Annotated in this window: 14 protein-coding genes; 5 read left to right on the forward strand and 9 right to left on the reverse strand. The window is 49.4% G+C overall.

Features of this window, described 5'->3' with window-relative positions; translation table 11 throughout:
- Positions 1 to 24 precede the first annotated feature (24 nt).
- From ihfA to pheS, 3 genes are all read right to left on the reverse strand, one after another.
- Positions 25 to 321 (reverse strand): integration host factor subunit alpha, encoded by a 297-nt coding sequence (ihfA, locus tag C7A19_RS03135; protein ID WP_069362384.1) that lies wholly within the window; start codon positions 319 to 321, stop codon positions 25 to 27.
- A gap of 404 nt (positions 322 to 725) precedes the next feature.
- The gene (gene pheT, locus C7A19_RS03140) at positions 726 to 3,128 is read right to left on the reverse strand and encodes a phenylalanine--tRNA ligase subunit beta (protein ID WP_116644129.1); all 2,403 of its coding nucleotides are present in this window, start codon (positions 3,126 to 3,128) and stop codon (positions 726 to 728) included.
- Positions 3,129 to 3,147: 19 nt separating this feature from the next.
- Entirely contained in the window at positions 3,148 to 4,131 is a 984-nt protein-coding gene (gene pheS / locus C7A19_RS03145; protein WP_069362382.1) for a phenylalanine--tRNA ligase subunit alpha, read from the reverse strand.
- Between the two features lie 443 nt (positions 4,132 to 4,574).
- Between pheS and C7A19_RS03150 the strand changes: the two genes are divergently transcribed.
- Positions 4,575 to 5,603, forward strand: a complete 1,029-nt coding sequence (locus C7A19_RS03150) for a lipoate--protein ligase (RefSeq protein ID WP_116644130.1) — start codon at positions 4,575 to 4,577, stop codon at positions 5,601 to 5,603.
- Between the two features lie 322 nt (positions 5,604 to 5,925).
- Positions 5,926 to 7,314, forward strand: a complete 1,389-nt coding sequence (locus tag C7A19_RS03155) for a peptide MFS transporter (protein ID WP_077600047.1) — start codon at positions 5,926 to 5,928, stop codon at positions 7,312 to 7,314.
- A gap of 59 nt (positions 7,315 to 7,373) precedes the next feature.
- Here the strand turns inward: C7A19_RS03155 and C7A19_RS03160 are convergent, their stop codons facing one another.
- The 6 genes from C7A19_RS03160 to thrS form a co-directional block, all read right to left on the reverse strand.
- Positions 7,374 to 8,177 carry a PhzF family phenazine biosynthesis protein gene (locus C7A19_RS03160; RefSeq protein ID WP_116644131.1) on the reverse strand — a complete coding sequence of 268 codons (804 nt, stop codon included), beginning with the start codon at positions 8,175 to 8,177 and terminating at the stop codon, positions 7,374 to 7,376.
- Complete coding sequence (locus C7A19_RS03165) at positions 8,174 to 8,464, reverse strand: hypothetical protein (RefSeq protein ID WP_069362378.1); 291 nt, start codon at positions 8,462 to 8,464, stop codon at positions 8,174 to 8,176. Before C7A19_RS03165 ends, C7A19_RS03160 begins: the two co-directional genes overlap by 4 nt.
- A gap of 168 nt (positions 8,465 to 8,632) precedes the next feature.
- Entirely contained in the window at positions 8,633 to 8,986 is a 354-nt protein-coding gene (gene rplT / locus C7A19_RS03170) for a 50S ribosomal protein L20 (protein ID WP_025673305.1), read from the reverse strand.
- A 36-nt stretch (positions 8,987 to 9,022) separates the two neighbouring features.
- Positions 9,023 to 9,217: a 50S ribosomal protein L35 gene (rpmI, locus tag C7A19_RS03175; protein WP_025673304.1), complete on the reverse strand. Its 195-nt coding sequence runs from the start codon at positions 9,215 to 9,217 to the stop codon at positions 9,023 to 9,025.
- 96 nt (positions 9,218 to 9,313) lie between these two features.
- A complete protein-coding gene (gene infC / locus C7A19_RS03180; RefSeq protein ID WP_077459463.1) occupies positions 9,314 to 9,859 on the reverse strand; it encodes a translation initiation factor IF-3 in 546 nt (181 codons plus the stop codon).
- Between the two features lie 3 nt (positions 9,860 to 9,862).
- Entirely contained in the window at positions 9,863 to 11,791 is a 1,929-nt protein-coding gene (gene thrS / locus C7A19_RS03185) for a threonine--tRNA ligase (protein ID WP_077486237.1), read from the reverse strand.
- A 253-nt stretch (positions 11,792 to 12,044) separates the two neighbouring features.
- On the opposite strand from thrS, the gene hutC reads away from it, so the two are divergent.
- From hutC to hutG, 3 genes are all read left to right on the forward strand, one after another.
- Positions 12,045 to 12,749: a histidine utilization repressor gene (gene hutC, locus C7A19_RS03190; RefSeq protein ID WP_116644132.1), complete on the forward strand. Its 705-nt coding sequence runs from the start codon at positions 12,045 to 12,047 to the stop codon at positions 12,747 to 12,749.
- A gap of 281 nt (positions 12,750 to 13,030) precedes the next feature.
- Positions 13,031 to 14,251 (forward strand): imidazolonepropionase, encoded by a 1,221-nt coding sequence (gene hutI / locus C7A19_RS03195; protein ID WP_116644133.1) that lies wholly within the window; start codon positions 13,031 to 13,033, stop codon positions 14,249 to 14,251.
- Positions 14,251 to 15,261 carry a formimidoylglutamase gene (gene hutG, locus C7A19_RS03200; protein ID WP_116644134.1) on the forward strand — a complete coding sequence of 337 codons (1,011 nt, stop codon included), beginning with the start codon at positions 14,251 to 14,253 and terminating at the stop codon, positions 15,259 to 15,261. The genes hutI and hutG overlap by 1 nt, the downstream gene beginning before the upstream one ends.

The following is a 15,261-nucleotide window of genomic DNA, read 5'->3' on the forward strand; positions in this document are numbered from 1 at the left end:
CACCACTGTCGGGGTCACGCAACGTTATTGTTCAACGTCTGCGTTTTCAACTCGCGCTTTGAGTTTCTGGCCAGGTCGAAATGTCACGACGCGGCGCGCAGTGATCGGAATATCTTCCCCTGTTTTGGGATTTCGACCGGGACGTTCATTCTTGTCTCGCAAGTCGAAGTTACCAAACCCTGATAACTTGACCTGTTCGCCACTTTCGAGCGCTTTCCGAACTTCTTCGAAAAACACCTCGACTGTCTCCTTGGCGTCCCGTTTGCTAATCCCGATATTTTCAAACAGGTTCTCAGCCAAATCGGCCTTAGTGAGCGCCATAGGTTTTTCCCTCAAGAATTGTTGAACACATATGCAATACCGCAGTATCGACACCACCATTCTACACTTGACCCATACGTCTTTAGCCCTTGTATTTTAGGGATATTTGCAGGCCAGCTCAAACAAGTGTATGCCAACTGGCTGATTTGCGCCAACTTTTTTACATTAAAAAATCACGAGCAATGTCCAAAAAATTGACCTTTTAAACCAAGGTGTTACAAGCGTTTTCTTAACCAGCATAGGTCATAGACTACTAAGCTGCTTAATATTAGGCTTTTTTATCAATATTTGAACACTTACTCATCAAATATAGTGAATTTATTTAGTTTTTCAAATGGATAGATGTTAGGCCATTTAGGCATAAAAAAAGCAGCGTTTCCGCTGCTTTTTGGGATGACGTTAGCTTAATCACGCAAGGTAACGCCTAATTTCTCTGATAAATGGCTAACAACACCAGACACGGCATCATTGATATCGGCTTCCTCAAGCGTGCGCGCATCAGATTGCAAGGTCAGTGCGATTGCCAAGCTCTTCTTGCCCTCTTCCACACCTTTGCCAGTGTAAAGGTCGAAAAGCTGTGCGTCCTTAAGCAATGGGGTGCCGCTTTGCAAACACGCGTCCACCACGTCGCCCGACGCAAGCGATTGATCGGCAATCACCGCAATATCACGGCGGTTGGCAGGGAATTTCGACAGCCCTGCCGCTTCGGGAATAAAGCGTTCGTCAATGGCTTGCCACTCCAGCTCAAACACCACCGTTCGGCCATTTAAGCCAAACTCACGCTCAAGCTCAGGATGCAAGGTACCAATGTGACCCACTACTTTGCCGTCAAACTCGATCGCGGCAGTTTGACCTGGGTGCATGGCAGGATGGGATGCTGACACGAAACGGAAGTCTTTCAACTTACCGGTGAGTTCCAGTACCGCTTCTAGGTCGCCTTTCAAATCAAAAAAGTCGACGGTTGCGCTTGCCAGATCCCAATGCTCTTCACTGCCAGGGCCTGCAATCACACCCGCAAGCATGCTCTCTTGGCAAATGCTCGATTGACGAACGGTCCCACCGGTGTCACCTTCCGGGGTAAAGCGTAAGCCAAATTCAAACAAGCGCACACGAGGCTGCTGACGTTTTTGGTTATAGGCCACCGTGTTTAAAAGCCCAGGAAGCAAGCTCAGGCGCATGGCTGACATGTCCGCAGAGATTGGGCTTGGCAGGATCAGTGGCTCAACATCGGGTACAATCAGCGCTTGCTGTTTAGGTTCAACAAAGCTGTAGGTAATCGCTTCGTGGAAGCCACGGTCAACCAATAAATCGCGGACACGTTTCAGTGGCATCGCGGCCTCTTTGTATTCGCGCATAGCCAGTGCCGCTTTAGGCGCACGGGTTGGAATGTTGTCGTAGCCGTAAATACGACCCACTTCCTCAATCAAATCCTGCTCAATGGCAATATCAAAACGCCAGCTAGGTGCCGTTGCTTGCCAGCCCTTCTCCGTTTCTGTTACCGCACACCCTAGACGGGACAAAATAGCTTGTACATCACTGTTATCGATAGAATGACCCAACAGACCATCTAACTTCTCACGACGGAGGGTGACAGTGTCACGAGTTGGCAGTGTTTCTGCTGACTCAGCGGTTATAATCTCTCCCGCTTCACCACCACAAATCGCTAAAAGCAGTTCAGTCGCCCGTTCCATCGCCGCCGCTTGTAACGCTGGGTCGACGCCACGTTCAAAACGGTGGGAGGAATCGGTGTGCAAACCATAGCTACGCGCACGGCCGCGGATCACGTCAGGGGCAAAAAACGCCGACTCGAGCAAGATATCTTGGGTGTCGGTGGTGACGCCAGAGTCTTGCCCGCCAAAAATCCCGGCCATCGCCAAGGCTTTTTTCTCATCCGCGATCACCAATGTCTGAGCGTTAAGGGTTGCTTCGTTGCCATCCAGCAATGTGAGGGTTTCACCCTCTTCTGCCATGCGTACCACAATGCCACCCTCAAGCTTGCTAAGATCAAAGGCGTGCATCGGCTGACCTTGCTCAAGCATCACATAGTTAGTGACATCCACCACAGGGTCGATAGCGCGAATGCCACTGCGGCGCAGTTTCTCTTGCATCCACAGCGGGGTCTGTGCATTAAGATCGACGTTTTTTACCACACGCCCTAAATAACGTGGGCACGCTTGCGGCGCATCAATGCGCACCGATACCTTGTCTTCAATGCTGGCCGCAACCGGTGTGATGCTCGGTTCAGTGACATCAGCGCGGTTCAATACGCCGACTTCACGTGCCAAACCACGCAGGCTTAAACAATCAGCACGGTTCGGGGTCAAATCAACATCGATGGTGACATCGTTTAGCGCGAGGTAATCACGAATGTCGGTACCAATTGGCGCGTCGGCAGGCAGCTCGATAATGCCGTCTGATTCCACATCAATACCCAGCTCGGTAAAGGAGCACAGCATACCGAAGGACGGTTGACCACGCAGCTTCGCTTTTTTGATTTTGAAGTCACCGGGTAATACGGCGCCCACCATCGCGACCGCGACTTTCAAGCCTTGACGACAGTTAGGTGCCCCACAAACGATATCAAGCAATTCATCGTCGCCGACATTGATTTTGGTCACACGCAGTTTGTCTGCATCTGGGTGTTGGCCACACTCAACCACTTCACCCACAACCACGCCGCTAAAGTCGCCAGCAACGGGTGCAATTTCATCGACTTCAAGGCCGGCCATGGTGATCTGATGGGCCAGCGCGTCGGTGTCGTTTGCTGGATTTACCCACTCTCTCAACCAAGATTCACTGAATTTCATTATTACCTTGCCCCACTGATTACTTAAATTGTTTCAAAAAGCGCAGATCGTTCTCGAAGAACGCACGAAGATCATTCACGCCATAGCGCAACATGGTTAGGCGCTCAACGCCAATACCAAAGGCAAAGCCTTGATATTCCTCTGGATCGATATTCACCGCACGTAGTACATTCGGGTGAACCATGCCGCAACCTAGGATCTCCAGCCATTTTCCGCCTTTGCGGCGCACATCAACTTCGGCAGAAGGCTCAGTGAATGGGAAGTAAGAGGGACGGAAACGCACTTCTAGATCTTCCTCGAAAAAGTTGCGCAAGAAGTCATTGAGGATTCCTTTGAGATCAGCAAAGGTGATGTCTTTATCGACCAATAACCCTTCCACTTGGTGGAACATCGGGGTATGCGTTTGGTCGTAGTCATTACGATAAACGCGACCGGGGGCAATAATACGAAATGGAGGTTTACCCGCTTCCATGGTACGGATCTGCACGCCAGAGGTGTGCGTACGCAACATCAAATCAGGGTTAAAGAAGAAAGTATCGTGGTCGGTACGCGCAGGATGATCTGGGGCGATATTCAGCGCATCAAAGTTATGAAAACCATCTTCAATCTCTGGCCCGGACGCAACAGAGAAACCCAACTCACCGAAAAATTGCTCAATACGTTCAATGGTGCGCGTCACGGGGTGAATACCACCGTTTTCAATACGACGGCCCGGCAAGCTTACATCAATGGTTTCTGCGGCAAGCTTCGCTTCCAACTCGGCGCGCTCAAGTGCATTTTTACGCTCAGCAATCGCTTGTTGTACGGTTTGCTTGGCTTGGTTAATCGTTTGGCCCGCTTCGCGGCGCTCTTCCGGAGGCAGTTTGCCCAACGCCTGTAATTGTGCGGTTAGCTCGCCTTTCTTTCCTAGGAATTTAACCCGGACTTCATCCAATGCAGCCACAGAGGCGGCATCGGCCACCGCACTGGTTGCATTCGCAAGAATTTCTTCTAATTGTTGCATTGTTTCCTCGTCGACCCGTTGGGCAGTCCAAATCAGGTAGGTGCGTGACAATACCTGCTGACATCATGGTTTCACCCATTGTCTGAGCAAACTGACAGAGTCGTCTCAATAATACGCCTCAATGCCAATTGACTGAGAGAACAGGTAATAAATTGACCTTACATACTAATTAATGCCACGACTAATGCCAAACGCTAAACAGCATTTACGCTATTTTTCCTCGCCATCCGGTCACGTGTGGCGTCATTTTGATGGCAGATTGGTCATTCAGCGCGTTAATGCGGTAAAAATCGAGCCTGTTAGCGCTGATTGAATAACTCGCTAAGCATTGTTTGATATTCTAGCGTCTATATTGATTGCCGAACGAGCTTGCGTGGCAACAATCCAGTTGGTCCGCGCTCGCGTTTCCCGAATAATTTGTTTACCGAATACTTGGAGCCAGTATGCAAGACACTAGTCGCCCTTTACGTGTGTTTGTTTCGACGTCCACTCACCCTTGGTTCAATCTGGCCGTGGAAGACACCATATTTCGTACCATGTCGGCACAGCAGAACGTCCTGTTCCTATGGCGTAATGACAATACGGTGGTTATTGGACGCGGTCAAAACCCATGGCGCGAGTGTAATACACGCAAAATGGAACAAGATGCTGTGGTGTTGGCGAGACGCCAAAGCGGTGGGGGCGCGGTGTTTCATGATTTGGGCAACACCAATTTTACCTTTATGGCCGGCAAGCCCGGTTATGACAAGTCGGTATCAACACAAATTGTGTTGAATGCGCTGAAAACGCTCGGGATCAGAGCCTCAGCCAGTGGCCGAAATGATCTCACCATGGACACGCCCGAAGGCCCAAGAAAAGTATCGGGCTCTGCCTACAAAGAGGCCAAAGATCGCGGCTTTCACCACGGTACGCTATTGATTAATGCCAACTTGTCGCGACTGGGTGACTACCTCAACCCTGATCCTAAAAAACTACAAGCTAAGGGGATTGCATCTGTGCGTGCGCGCGTGGCCAATATCGCTGACTTTGTCCCAGACGTTGATCACCAACGCGTGTGTGACGCGATTAAAACCGCCTTTTTCCGCCATTACGGCCATACCACTGAGGTTGAGTACATTTCCCCCGACGCCAAGCCCGATGTCGAAGGGTTTGACGCTATTTATGAAAAACAGTGCAGTTGGTCATGGAATTTTGGTAACAGCCCGCAGTTCATGCATACCTTTGATGAACGTTTTGAATGGGGAGGGGTTGAGCTGCATTTGGATGTGAAAAATGGAGAAATCATCGATTGCCAGTTATTCACTGACAGTTTAACGCCAGGACCGCTAGAAACCCTGGCCAATCAATTGATCGGACAAGCCTACCATCCAGAAAAACTTTACCAGTTTGTGATGAGCTGGGCTGATGCTGATCAAAGTCACCAAGTGATGTACGAAGATATAGCCCTGTGGTTACGTCAAGCCATCGCCTGATCGCTGAACACCTCTAAAGTGACCTCTATCACATAATCCCCTCTCCTTTGATCCCACGCAAAGACGTTAACGCCTGTCACGTCACTATAGGTGGCAGGTCTACTTTGGTTATATATCCCACAAATAATAGACAGGATATTATTATTCACGCACAAGCGACTTGAATAATAGTTTTTAATTTTGGTAAAAAACCATTACGCTAGTTTTACATATTTTGTTACAAAATACAGGAGGCCATTTTACAAAGGCGTTAAGGCCAACACCCTGCACCCGGCTAACCCCATGCAGACCCAACAATCATTCAACGAATAATTAGATAGTTATGGAAAACCAAAAAACAATACTTGGTCACCCTCGGGGACTGTTCTTACTTTTTGGCACTGAGCTTTGGGAGCGCTTTTCCTACTACGCCATGCGTGCCATCCTCGTCCTTTACTTGACCGATCAAACCATTAACGGTGGTTTAGGCTGGTCAACCAAAGACGCACTCGAACTTTATGGCTACTACACTGGCCTCGTCTATATCACGCCACTGATTGGTGGCTGGATTGCCGATAACTTTATTGGCCAACGTCGCGCTGTCGTTGTCGGTGGTGCACTGATGGCAATTGGACAATTCACCTTAGCTTTCCCTGCTCAACAATACGGTTTAGACATTGTTCATACGCTATACGCCGGTCTCGCGTTGCTCATCACCGGTTGTGGCCTGTTAAAACCCAACATTTCGACGATGGTCGGTGACCTTTATGATGAAGGCGATCATCGTCGTGATGGTGCGTTTACCATCTTTTATATGGGCATCAACATTGGCTCATTGTTAGCAGGCTTCGTCTCTGGCTCTGTGACCAGCGCTTACGGCTGGCAATATGGCTTCTTTGCCGCCGGTGTGGGTATGGTGTTCAGCTTGCTGATCCAGCTAACCATGGCCAATTCTTGGTTAGGTGAAATAGGCCGAGTCCCAGCCGCACAGCAAGCGCGAGACGCCAATCATTCCAAGACCAATGCCCCACTGACTAAGCAAGAAATCGATCGCCTTAAAGTCATCTTATTGATGGGTTTATTCGTGATTATTTTCTGGGCCGGCTTTGAACAAGCTGGCGGGTTGATGAATATTTATACTCAAGAGTATACGGATCGTATGGTGGGTGGGTTTGAGATACCAGCGGCGTGGTTCCAATCACTTAACCCTTTCTTCATCATCGTTTGTGCCCCTATTGCAGCGTCATTATGGGTTCGTTTGGGTCCTAAAGAGCCAAGCTCGCCCGTGAAGTTCGCGATGGCTTTATTTATGTTGGCGCTTGGATTCGTGTGCATGATTGGCGCTGTGTTGGAGCAAGGCGGTGATACCACAGTGAAGACGTCGATGTTTTGGCTAGTGGGCGCGTTCTTCTTCCACACGTTAGGCGAACTTTGCCTCTCGCCGATCGGTTTATCCTTGGTTACTAAGCTCGCGCCGCTACGCTTGGCCTCATTGATGATGGGCGCCTGGTTCGGCTTTAACGCGATTGCCAACTATGTGGCGGGCATCATTGGCTCACATGTCGGTGATTATGGTGCCTTGGCCATCTTCGGTGGTATCGCGGCAACCGCTGCGATTTCCGGTGTGATCTTACTCGCGCTATCCGGCACGCTGATTCGTTGGATGCACGGTGCTGAGTCTGGTGCCACACCCAGTGAAGACATCGAACAACAACAAGTACAAGTGGCGTAACCCCACTTCACCACTGAAAAGAGGCCGTTTGGCCTCTTTTTTGGTTGCGCTGATTTTTGCTAGGTCTTACTTAAATCTAACTTTCCGCCAAATACGGTCACTGCTTGGCCTTGTAGCAACACATGCTCGTTGGTAAGCGTCATCTTGATATGCCCACCGCGCGCGGACGCTTGATAACCGATAAGCTGCTTTTTACTCAATGCTTTTGACCAATACGCTGCCAGCGCGCAATGCGCCGAACCCGTCACGGGATCTTCATTCACCCCTACCCAAGGGGCGAAGTAGCGAGAGACAATATCGACCGTGTTATCAGAGCTTGCTGCAGTCACCACCACGCCACGTCCAGGCTGCGTAGTTAGCGCAGCAAAATCAGGAGACAGCGCTTTTACATCGTCTTCAGAATTAACCACCAATAGCTCTTTTTCGCCAAAGCAATAACTCGCGCGGATAACAGAGCCATGTATACCTAAACCTTCTAGCCGCAATGGATTTGGCGTTACCTCTACCAGCTCTGGAACAGGAAATGCCATCGCGATCCCCTCGCGTTGTATCGTCACCTCAAGCGGTCCAGACTGGGTATAAAAAGTGACATTGTCACCCATTTTAACATCACCGCGCTCAGCTAAAATATGTGCTGTTGCAAGTGTGCCATGACCGCAGAGTGCGACTTCTACTTTCGGTGTAAACCAGCGTAGGGACATGGTATCTAAGGCAAGAAACGCCGTTTCAGAGACAGCCATTTCCTCGGCAATGGATAACATAGTTGCTTCATCCAACATAGACGTCGAGATACACACCCCTGCCGGGTTTCCCTGAAACAATGACGCGCTAAAGGCATCAACCTGATAAATATCAACAATCATGATTTCATTCCAAGCCGGCGACGCAGCGAATAATACATTTCCACGATAAAAGTCGTAAAGCCAACGGTAGGATCGTGCTGAATGTAATCCTCGATTGCATTGAGATTAATCTGGCGGAATTTTTCAATCGCAGTCTCCGCACAATCAGCAACAATCACATCCCCTTCGATGATCAACCCCTGCTCTAACAATGCTTCTTTTTCGGCAAGGTAGTTGGGGGATTCCTTGATCAAGTAAGTAAACTGGTCACAGTTGTTAGGCTGACAAAAAAAGACGTATTGGTTCATCGAATGTCCTTTGTTTCACTTTTTGAGCACTATATCATGATGATAGGAATACAGAACAAGTGCCAGAACACACTTTTATATGCACAAAGTTAAATTATCTAGACACCAACAAATAACAAAAAAGGAGAGCCGAAGCTCTCCTTTCTCAGCAATTCTTTACTGTAAAAATTACAGTGAAGCTTTCGCTTTTTCTACCAGCACAGAGAATGCTGCTTTGTCATATACCGCGATATCGGCAAGGATCTTACGATCGATTTCGATCGATGCCTTTTTAAGACCGTTAATCAGACGGCTGTATGACATACCGTTTTGGCGAGCCGCAGCGTTGATACGTGCGATCCACAGTTGACGGAATTGGCGTTTCTTGTTGCGACGGTCACGGTAAGCATATTGACCTGCTTTCGTTACCGCCTGAAAAGCTACGCGGTATACGCGTGAACGCGCACCATAGTAACCTTTCGCTTGCTTCATTACACTCTTGTGACGTGCACGAGCTTGTACACCACGTTTTACGCGAGCCATTGTCTCTCTCCTAAACTAAATAATAAAACTAAAAACTTATGCGTATGGCAGCATGCGAGCAACTTGCGCGTTTTCACACGCAGGAAGAACCGCATTTGGACGAAGCTGACGCTTGTTCTTAGTAGTACGTTTAGTCAAGATATGACGCTTGGTTGCACGCTTGTACTTGAAGCCACCAGCCGTTTTTTTGAAACGCTTAGCAGCACCTTTGTTGGATTTCATCTTAGACATGATGAATAACTCCGCATTGTGTTAATAACATAGCAATTTGGCGAACAAAGCGGCTGCACCCAGCAGGCGCAGCCGCTTGTTACTTGGAAGCCAGAATTACTTCTTCTTTGGGGCCAGAACCATGATCATCTGACGGCCTTCGATGCGTGAAGGAAAGCTTTCTACTGAAGCAATTTCAGCAGTGTCTTCTTTCAAGCGGTTCAGCACGTCAACACCGATGCTTTGGTGCGCCATTTCGCGACCGCGGAATCGGATAGTGACCTTGACCTTATTGCCCTCTTCAATGAAGCGAACCAGGTTGCGTAGTTTTACCTGGTAGTCGCCTACATCTGTGCCAGGACGGAATTTGACTTCCTTAACCTGAATAGTCTTTTGTTTTTTCTTCTGCTCTTTCGCAGCTTTACTCTTCTCGTAAAGGAATTTGCCGTAATCCATGATACGACAAACCGGCGGCTCAGCGTTCGGACTGATCTCTACCAAGTCAAGAGTCGCCTCTTCTGCTTTGGCGAGTGCTTCATCAAATGGGACAATACCCACTTGTTCACCGTCGGCGTCAGTCAGACGTACTTCCTTAACACCACGAATTTCGTTGTTTAGACGATGAGCGTTCTTCTTTGCCGGGGCTTTTCTTGCGCCTTTAATACCTTATTCCTCCACAATATTGAGTGTTCGATCTTGCACTTCTTGCTGCAACTGCGCTAAGAAGTCATCAATCTTAATTTTACCCAAATCTTTACCTTTACGGGTCCGTATTGCGACTTCGCCAGCTTCCATTTCCTGGTCACCACAAACCAACATATACGGAACACGCTTCAAAGTGTGTTCGCGGATTTTAAAGCCAATCTTCTCGTTTCTCAAGTCCGCAGAGGCTCTAAATCCAGCTTTTTGCAGTTTTTTCGCAATCTCTTGCGCGTAACCTGCTTGTTTATCCGTGATATTCATCACAACCGCTTGTTGTGGTGATAACCACGCAGGGAAGTGTCCCGCGTATTCTTCGATAAGAATCCCGATGAAACGTTCCAACGAGCCCAGAATAGCGCGGTGAATCATCACCGGCGTATGGCGTTCGTTGTCTTCCCCTACGTACGTTGCGCTCAAGCGCTCAGGCAACGCGAAATCAAGTTGTACTGTACCACACTGCCACGCACGATCGAGACAATCATGTAGCGTAAACTCAATCTTAGGTCCGTAGAATGCACCTTCACCCTCTTGAATTTCAAATGGAATATCCATTGCCGTTAGGGCTTCATTCAAGGCTTGCTCGGCTTTATCCCACATTTCATCTGAGCCGACACGTGTTTCAGGACGTGTCGACAGCTTGACTTCAATGTTGTTAAAGCCAAAAGTCTGATAGGTCTCATAGACCATCTCGATACACGCGCTGACTTCTTCTTGTACCTGTTCTGGGGTACAGAAAATGTGCGCATCGTCTTGAGTAAAGCCACGAACACGCATCAAGCCATGCAGCGCACCAGAGGGCTCATTACGGTGGCAGCTACCAAATTCCGCCATACGCAACGGTAGGTCACGGTAAGACTTCAGACCTTGGTTAAAGATCTGAACATGACCGGGGCAGTTCATCGGCTTAAGGGCGTATTCACGGTTCTCAGAATTCGTCGTGAACATGTAGTCCGCATACTTATCCCAGTGGCCCGAGCGCTCCCAAAGCACGCGATCCATGATCAGCGGCCCTTTGACCTCCTGGTAATCATACTCAGTCAACTTGTCGCGGATAAACTGCTCAAGTTCACGGAAAATAGTCCAGCCGTTATGGTGCCAAAATACCATCCCAGGTGCTTCTTGCTGCATATGGTACAGGTCAAGTTGCTTACCCAGCTTACGGTGATCGCGCTTCGCGGCTTCTTCGAGACGCACTAAGTGTGCTTTAAGTTGCTTTTTATCCGCAAATGCTGTGCCATAGATTCGCTGCAGCATTTTGTTGTCACTATTACCACGCCAGTAAGCGCCAGCCACATTTAGGACTTTGAAGTTCTGACAAAAGCTCATGTTTGGCACGTGTGGGCCACGACACATATCAATGTATTCTTCGTGGTGGTACAAGCCCGGACGGTCGTCACGTGATACATTCTCATCCAAGATTTCTATCTTGTATGATTCACCACGCGCTTCAAACGTATCGCGCGCCTCTTGCCAGCTGACGTTTTTCTTCACGACCTGATATTTGGTTTTCGCCAACTCTTTCATACGCTTTTCAATGGCGTCCAGGTCATCCTGGGTGAGCGAGCGATCCATGTCTATGTCGTAGTAGAAACCGTTGTCGATGGTTGGACCAATCGCCATCTTAGTGTCAGGGAAAAGCTGCTTAATCGCATGACCTAAAAGGTGCGCACAAGAGTGGCGAATGATTTCTAACCCGTCTTCATCTTTCGCGGTAATGATTTCCAGTTGCGCGTCGTGCTCGATAAGATCACACGCGTCAACACGCTCACCATTTACACGACCGGCAATACACGCTTTGGCAAGGCCTGGGCCAATATCGTTGGCAACATCATAAGTCGAAACAGGGTGGTCAAAAGAACGCTGACTGCCGTCAGGGAGAGTAATTAGAGGCATTGATAACAATCCTTCTCAGTGGTGCCACACACCAAGTGGCACATGAAGTGTATTTTGGCGATTAGTAAGTAACCGCACAGTGCGAGTAGAATGACGATTATGAAGATCCCGCATTTGTGATGCAAGTCATCCCAATAATAATTTCTACGCGAGAATCAGCGTGATAAACAATCAAGTTTTCTATCATTCACTTGATTTTACATGAAACTTCATTAACCCTGATTTGTATACACAATTTTGACAAGGAAACCGTATGGCCAATGCGCCCCGTTATCAACAAATCAAAGCCTATATTGAAGAAAAAATTGAGACACGGGTTTGGCCGGTTGGTACGCGTATCCCCACCGAGTACGAACTGTGCGACCTATTCAATGTTAGCCGGATGACGGTCAATAAGGCGGTTCGTGACTTGGTGACTGATGGGTTACTCGAACGCACGCCACGGCTAGGCACGTTTGTCACTGAACCCAAAGCGGAATCCCCGTTGATGGACATTCGCAATATTGCCGATGAAGTCACTGCACGCGGTCAGCACTATCACAGCGTCACCCATGCATTGAAACGCCTCTCTGCGCCCGTTGATGTGGCAATGCGCTTGGGTGTGATGTTAGGCACCGACGTCTACTACAGCGAAATTGTCCACTACGGTGATGAGATACCGCTCCAGCTCGAGCAGCGCTGGGTGAACCCGGCGCTTGCGCCTGCCTATCTGGAACAAGACTTCAACCAGACCACCCCCAATGAGTACTTGTCTTCAGTGTGCCCAGTTAACACCATTGAGCATAGTGTCGAAGCGATTAATCCATCAGCAGCAGTCAAAGAGGCATTGGCGATGAAGTCTGATGAGCCCTGCCTTTTACTCCACCGCCGCACCTGGAGTCAGCAAACGCTGGTCAGCGCCGCATTACTCTACCATCCTGGTTCACGTTATAAACTCACGTCACGCACAGACAGATAGCCTAGCGCTCTCGTTAGGCGATGCTTGTTGGATGAATACCTCTCAGCGCTAAATCAAGGTTTACAACAATTGCGTCAATCCGGTCGCTATGATGAACGGGTTTCAGACTTTAAAGTGGGCCTTTATGATTAAGGCTCGTCCTCCCCTTCTACGTTAAACCTCTCGCTTCTCGCCGAAAAACGATCGAGTTGATCACAAAACCTTTACACTTTCTCTTGTGTTTGCTCTATTATTTGTCTATACATTTGTATAGACATTTATGGAATAGCAAGGTATTCACCATGAAAAAGGTCTTTACCGAGGCAAACGTCATCAGTATGGCGAGCACGATGAGTGAAGCGTCAGGCTATCAATGCCAGTCTGGCTCTGCGATCGCCGTCGAGAACGGAAAAATCGTTGCGCTAGGGGAGCAAGCCAAGCAGCTTGATTGGCCCAAGCAGTCGTTAAATGGCTGCCTAGTCACACCAGGACTTATCGATAGTCACACACACTTGGTATTTGCCGGCAATCGCGCCGGTGAATTCGAGCAGCGCCTCAACGGTGTGCCCTATCAAACCATTGCAAAACAAGGTGGGGGGATTTTATCGACCGTGAATGCTACCCGTGCGGCCAGCGAAGAGACATTACTGGCGCTTGCTCTCCCTCGGGCAGAGGCGTTAATGCGTGACGGTGTCACAACAATCGAAATCAAATCAGGCTATGGGCTTACCCTCGAAGACGAGCTCAAAATGTTGCGTGTAGCAAGAGCCATTGAACAGCACTTGCCTATCAATATCTCAACGACTTTGTTAGCGGCGCATGCATTACCGCCTGAGTATCAACACGATGCCGACCATTATATTGATTATGTTTGTCACTCGGTGATCCCCGCCGCGGCAGAACAGCAACTGGCTGACGCCGTAGACGTCTTTTGTGAAAAAATAGCCTTTAGCGTCGACCAAGCAGAAAAAGTCTATGCCGCAGCCAATGCGCATGGATTAAAGATTAAAGCGCACACCGAACAGCTCAGCGATCTCGGTGGCAGTGTGGCAGCCGCAAAAGCAGGCGCCTTGTCGGTGGATCATATTGAATACTTATCAGAAGCCGACGCTCAGCTTTTGGCAGAGTGCGGCACGGTTGCGACCTTGCTTCCTGGTGCGTTTTACTTTCTCCGTGAAACTCAACTCCCTCCGATTCAAGCATTGCGTGACAACCAAGTACCCATGGCACTCGCGACGGACTTTAACCCAGGAACGTCACCCTTTGCCTCGTTAACCCTGATGATGAACATGGCCTCAACCTTTTTTAAATTGACGCCTAAAGAGAACCTCTACGGTGTCACCCGCCATGCTGCACAAGCCATGGGGCTAGACAACAAAGGGCAAATCGCTGTCGGATTTGATGCGGATTTGGCGGTTTGGCATTGCCAATCCCCGGCTGAGCTTAGTTACATGGTGGGCACTGCGCCACTGGCTGGGCGCATCGTTGCCGGAACATGGTATGACAACCAGGGGAGCCGCTGATGAAACACTTACCGGCTGATATGACGCTGTGGCAAGGGCGTGTTGACCCAGAGGACGGCGAGCGCGGACGACGCTTGCACCAAACGGTGACCTCGTACACGTCTTCTTGTGAACAAGGCGGCGTAGTGATCTACGGTTTTGCTTGCGATGAAGGTGTCGCTCGCAACAAAGGTCGTCAGGGTGCGGCACTGGCACCGGATACGATTCGGCAGGCATTAGCGAACTTTGCCTGGCACAACGCTCCTGCCCTCTATGATGGTGGCAATATCGTCTGTGATGACACCGACCTCGTTCTTGCACAGCAAGGGCTAAGTCAACACATTCACCAAACACTATCACAGCATAATGTTCTGGTGCTGGGGGGCGGACATGAAACCGCGTGGGCCAGTTTTCAAGGTTTATCCGGCTACTTGTCACGTCATGTCTCATCCCAGAAGGCACCCAAGATTGGCATCATTAATTTTGATGCGCACTTTGACTTGCGCACGCCACAAGGGATCAGCGAAGCCGGTAGTTCAGGGACACCCTTTGCGCAGATCGCCCAGCTTTGTCAGCAAAAAGGCTGGCCATTTCACTATGCCTGCCTAGGCGTAAGCCGAACCAGCAACACCCAGGCACTCTTTGATAAAGCCGCACAACTTGGGTGCTGGGTAGAAGAAGATACCGACATGCAGGTGGCTGCGCTACCGGCACTCAAAGCGAAATTAAGCGAATTTATCCAAGGGTGTGATTACTTATACCTCACGCTTGATATGGATGTTTTTCCCGCCAGTGCCGCGCCAGGTGTGAGCGCACCAGCGACAATCGGCGTCCCAGTGCAAGTCATTGAACCACTGATTCAATCCATTTTTAGTGAAGCCGACCGGCAGCGCGTTCGTGTTCCCGTGTGCGACATCACTGAAGTTAATCCTCACTACGATCGCGACCAACAAACCAGTCGATTAGCGGCTCGCATGGCTTGGACCATGCTACACGCGGCATCGCACCATATTCACCAACAAGGAGAGTAA

Source organism: Salinivibrio sp. HTSP (genome assembly GCF_003390965.1).
In the GTDB taxonomy this organism is placed as follows: domain Bacteria; phylum Pseudomonadota; class Gammaproteobacteria; order Enterobacterales; family Vibrionaceae; genus Salinivibrio; species Salinivibrio kushneri.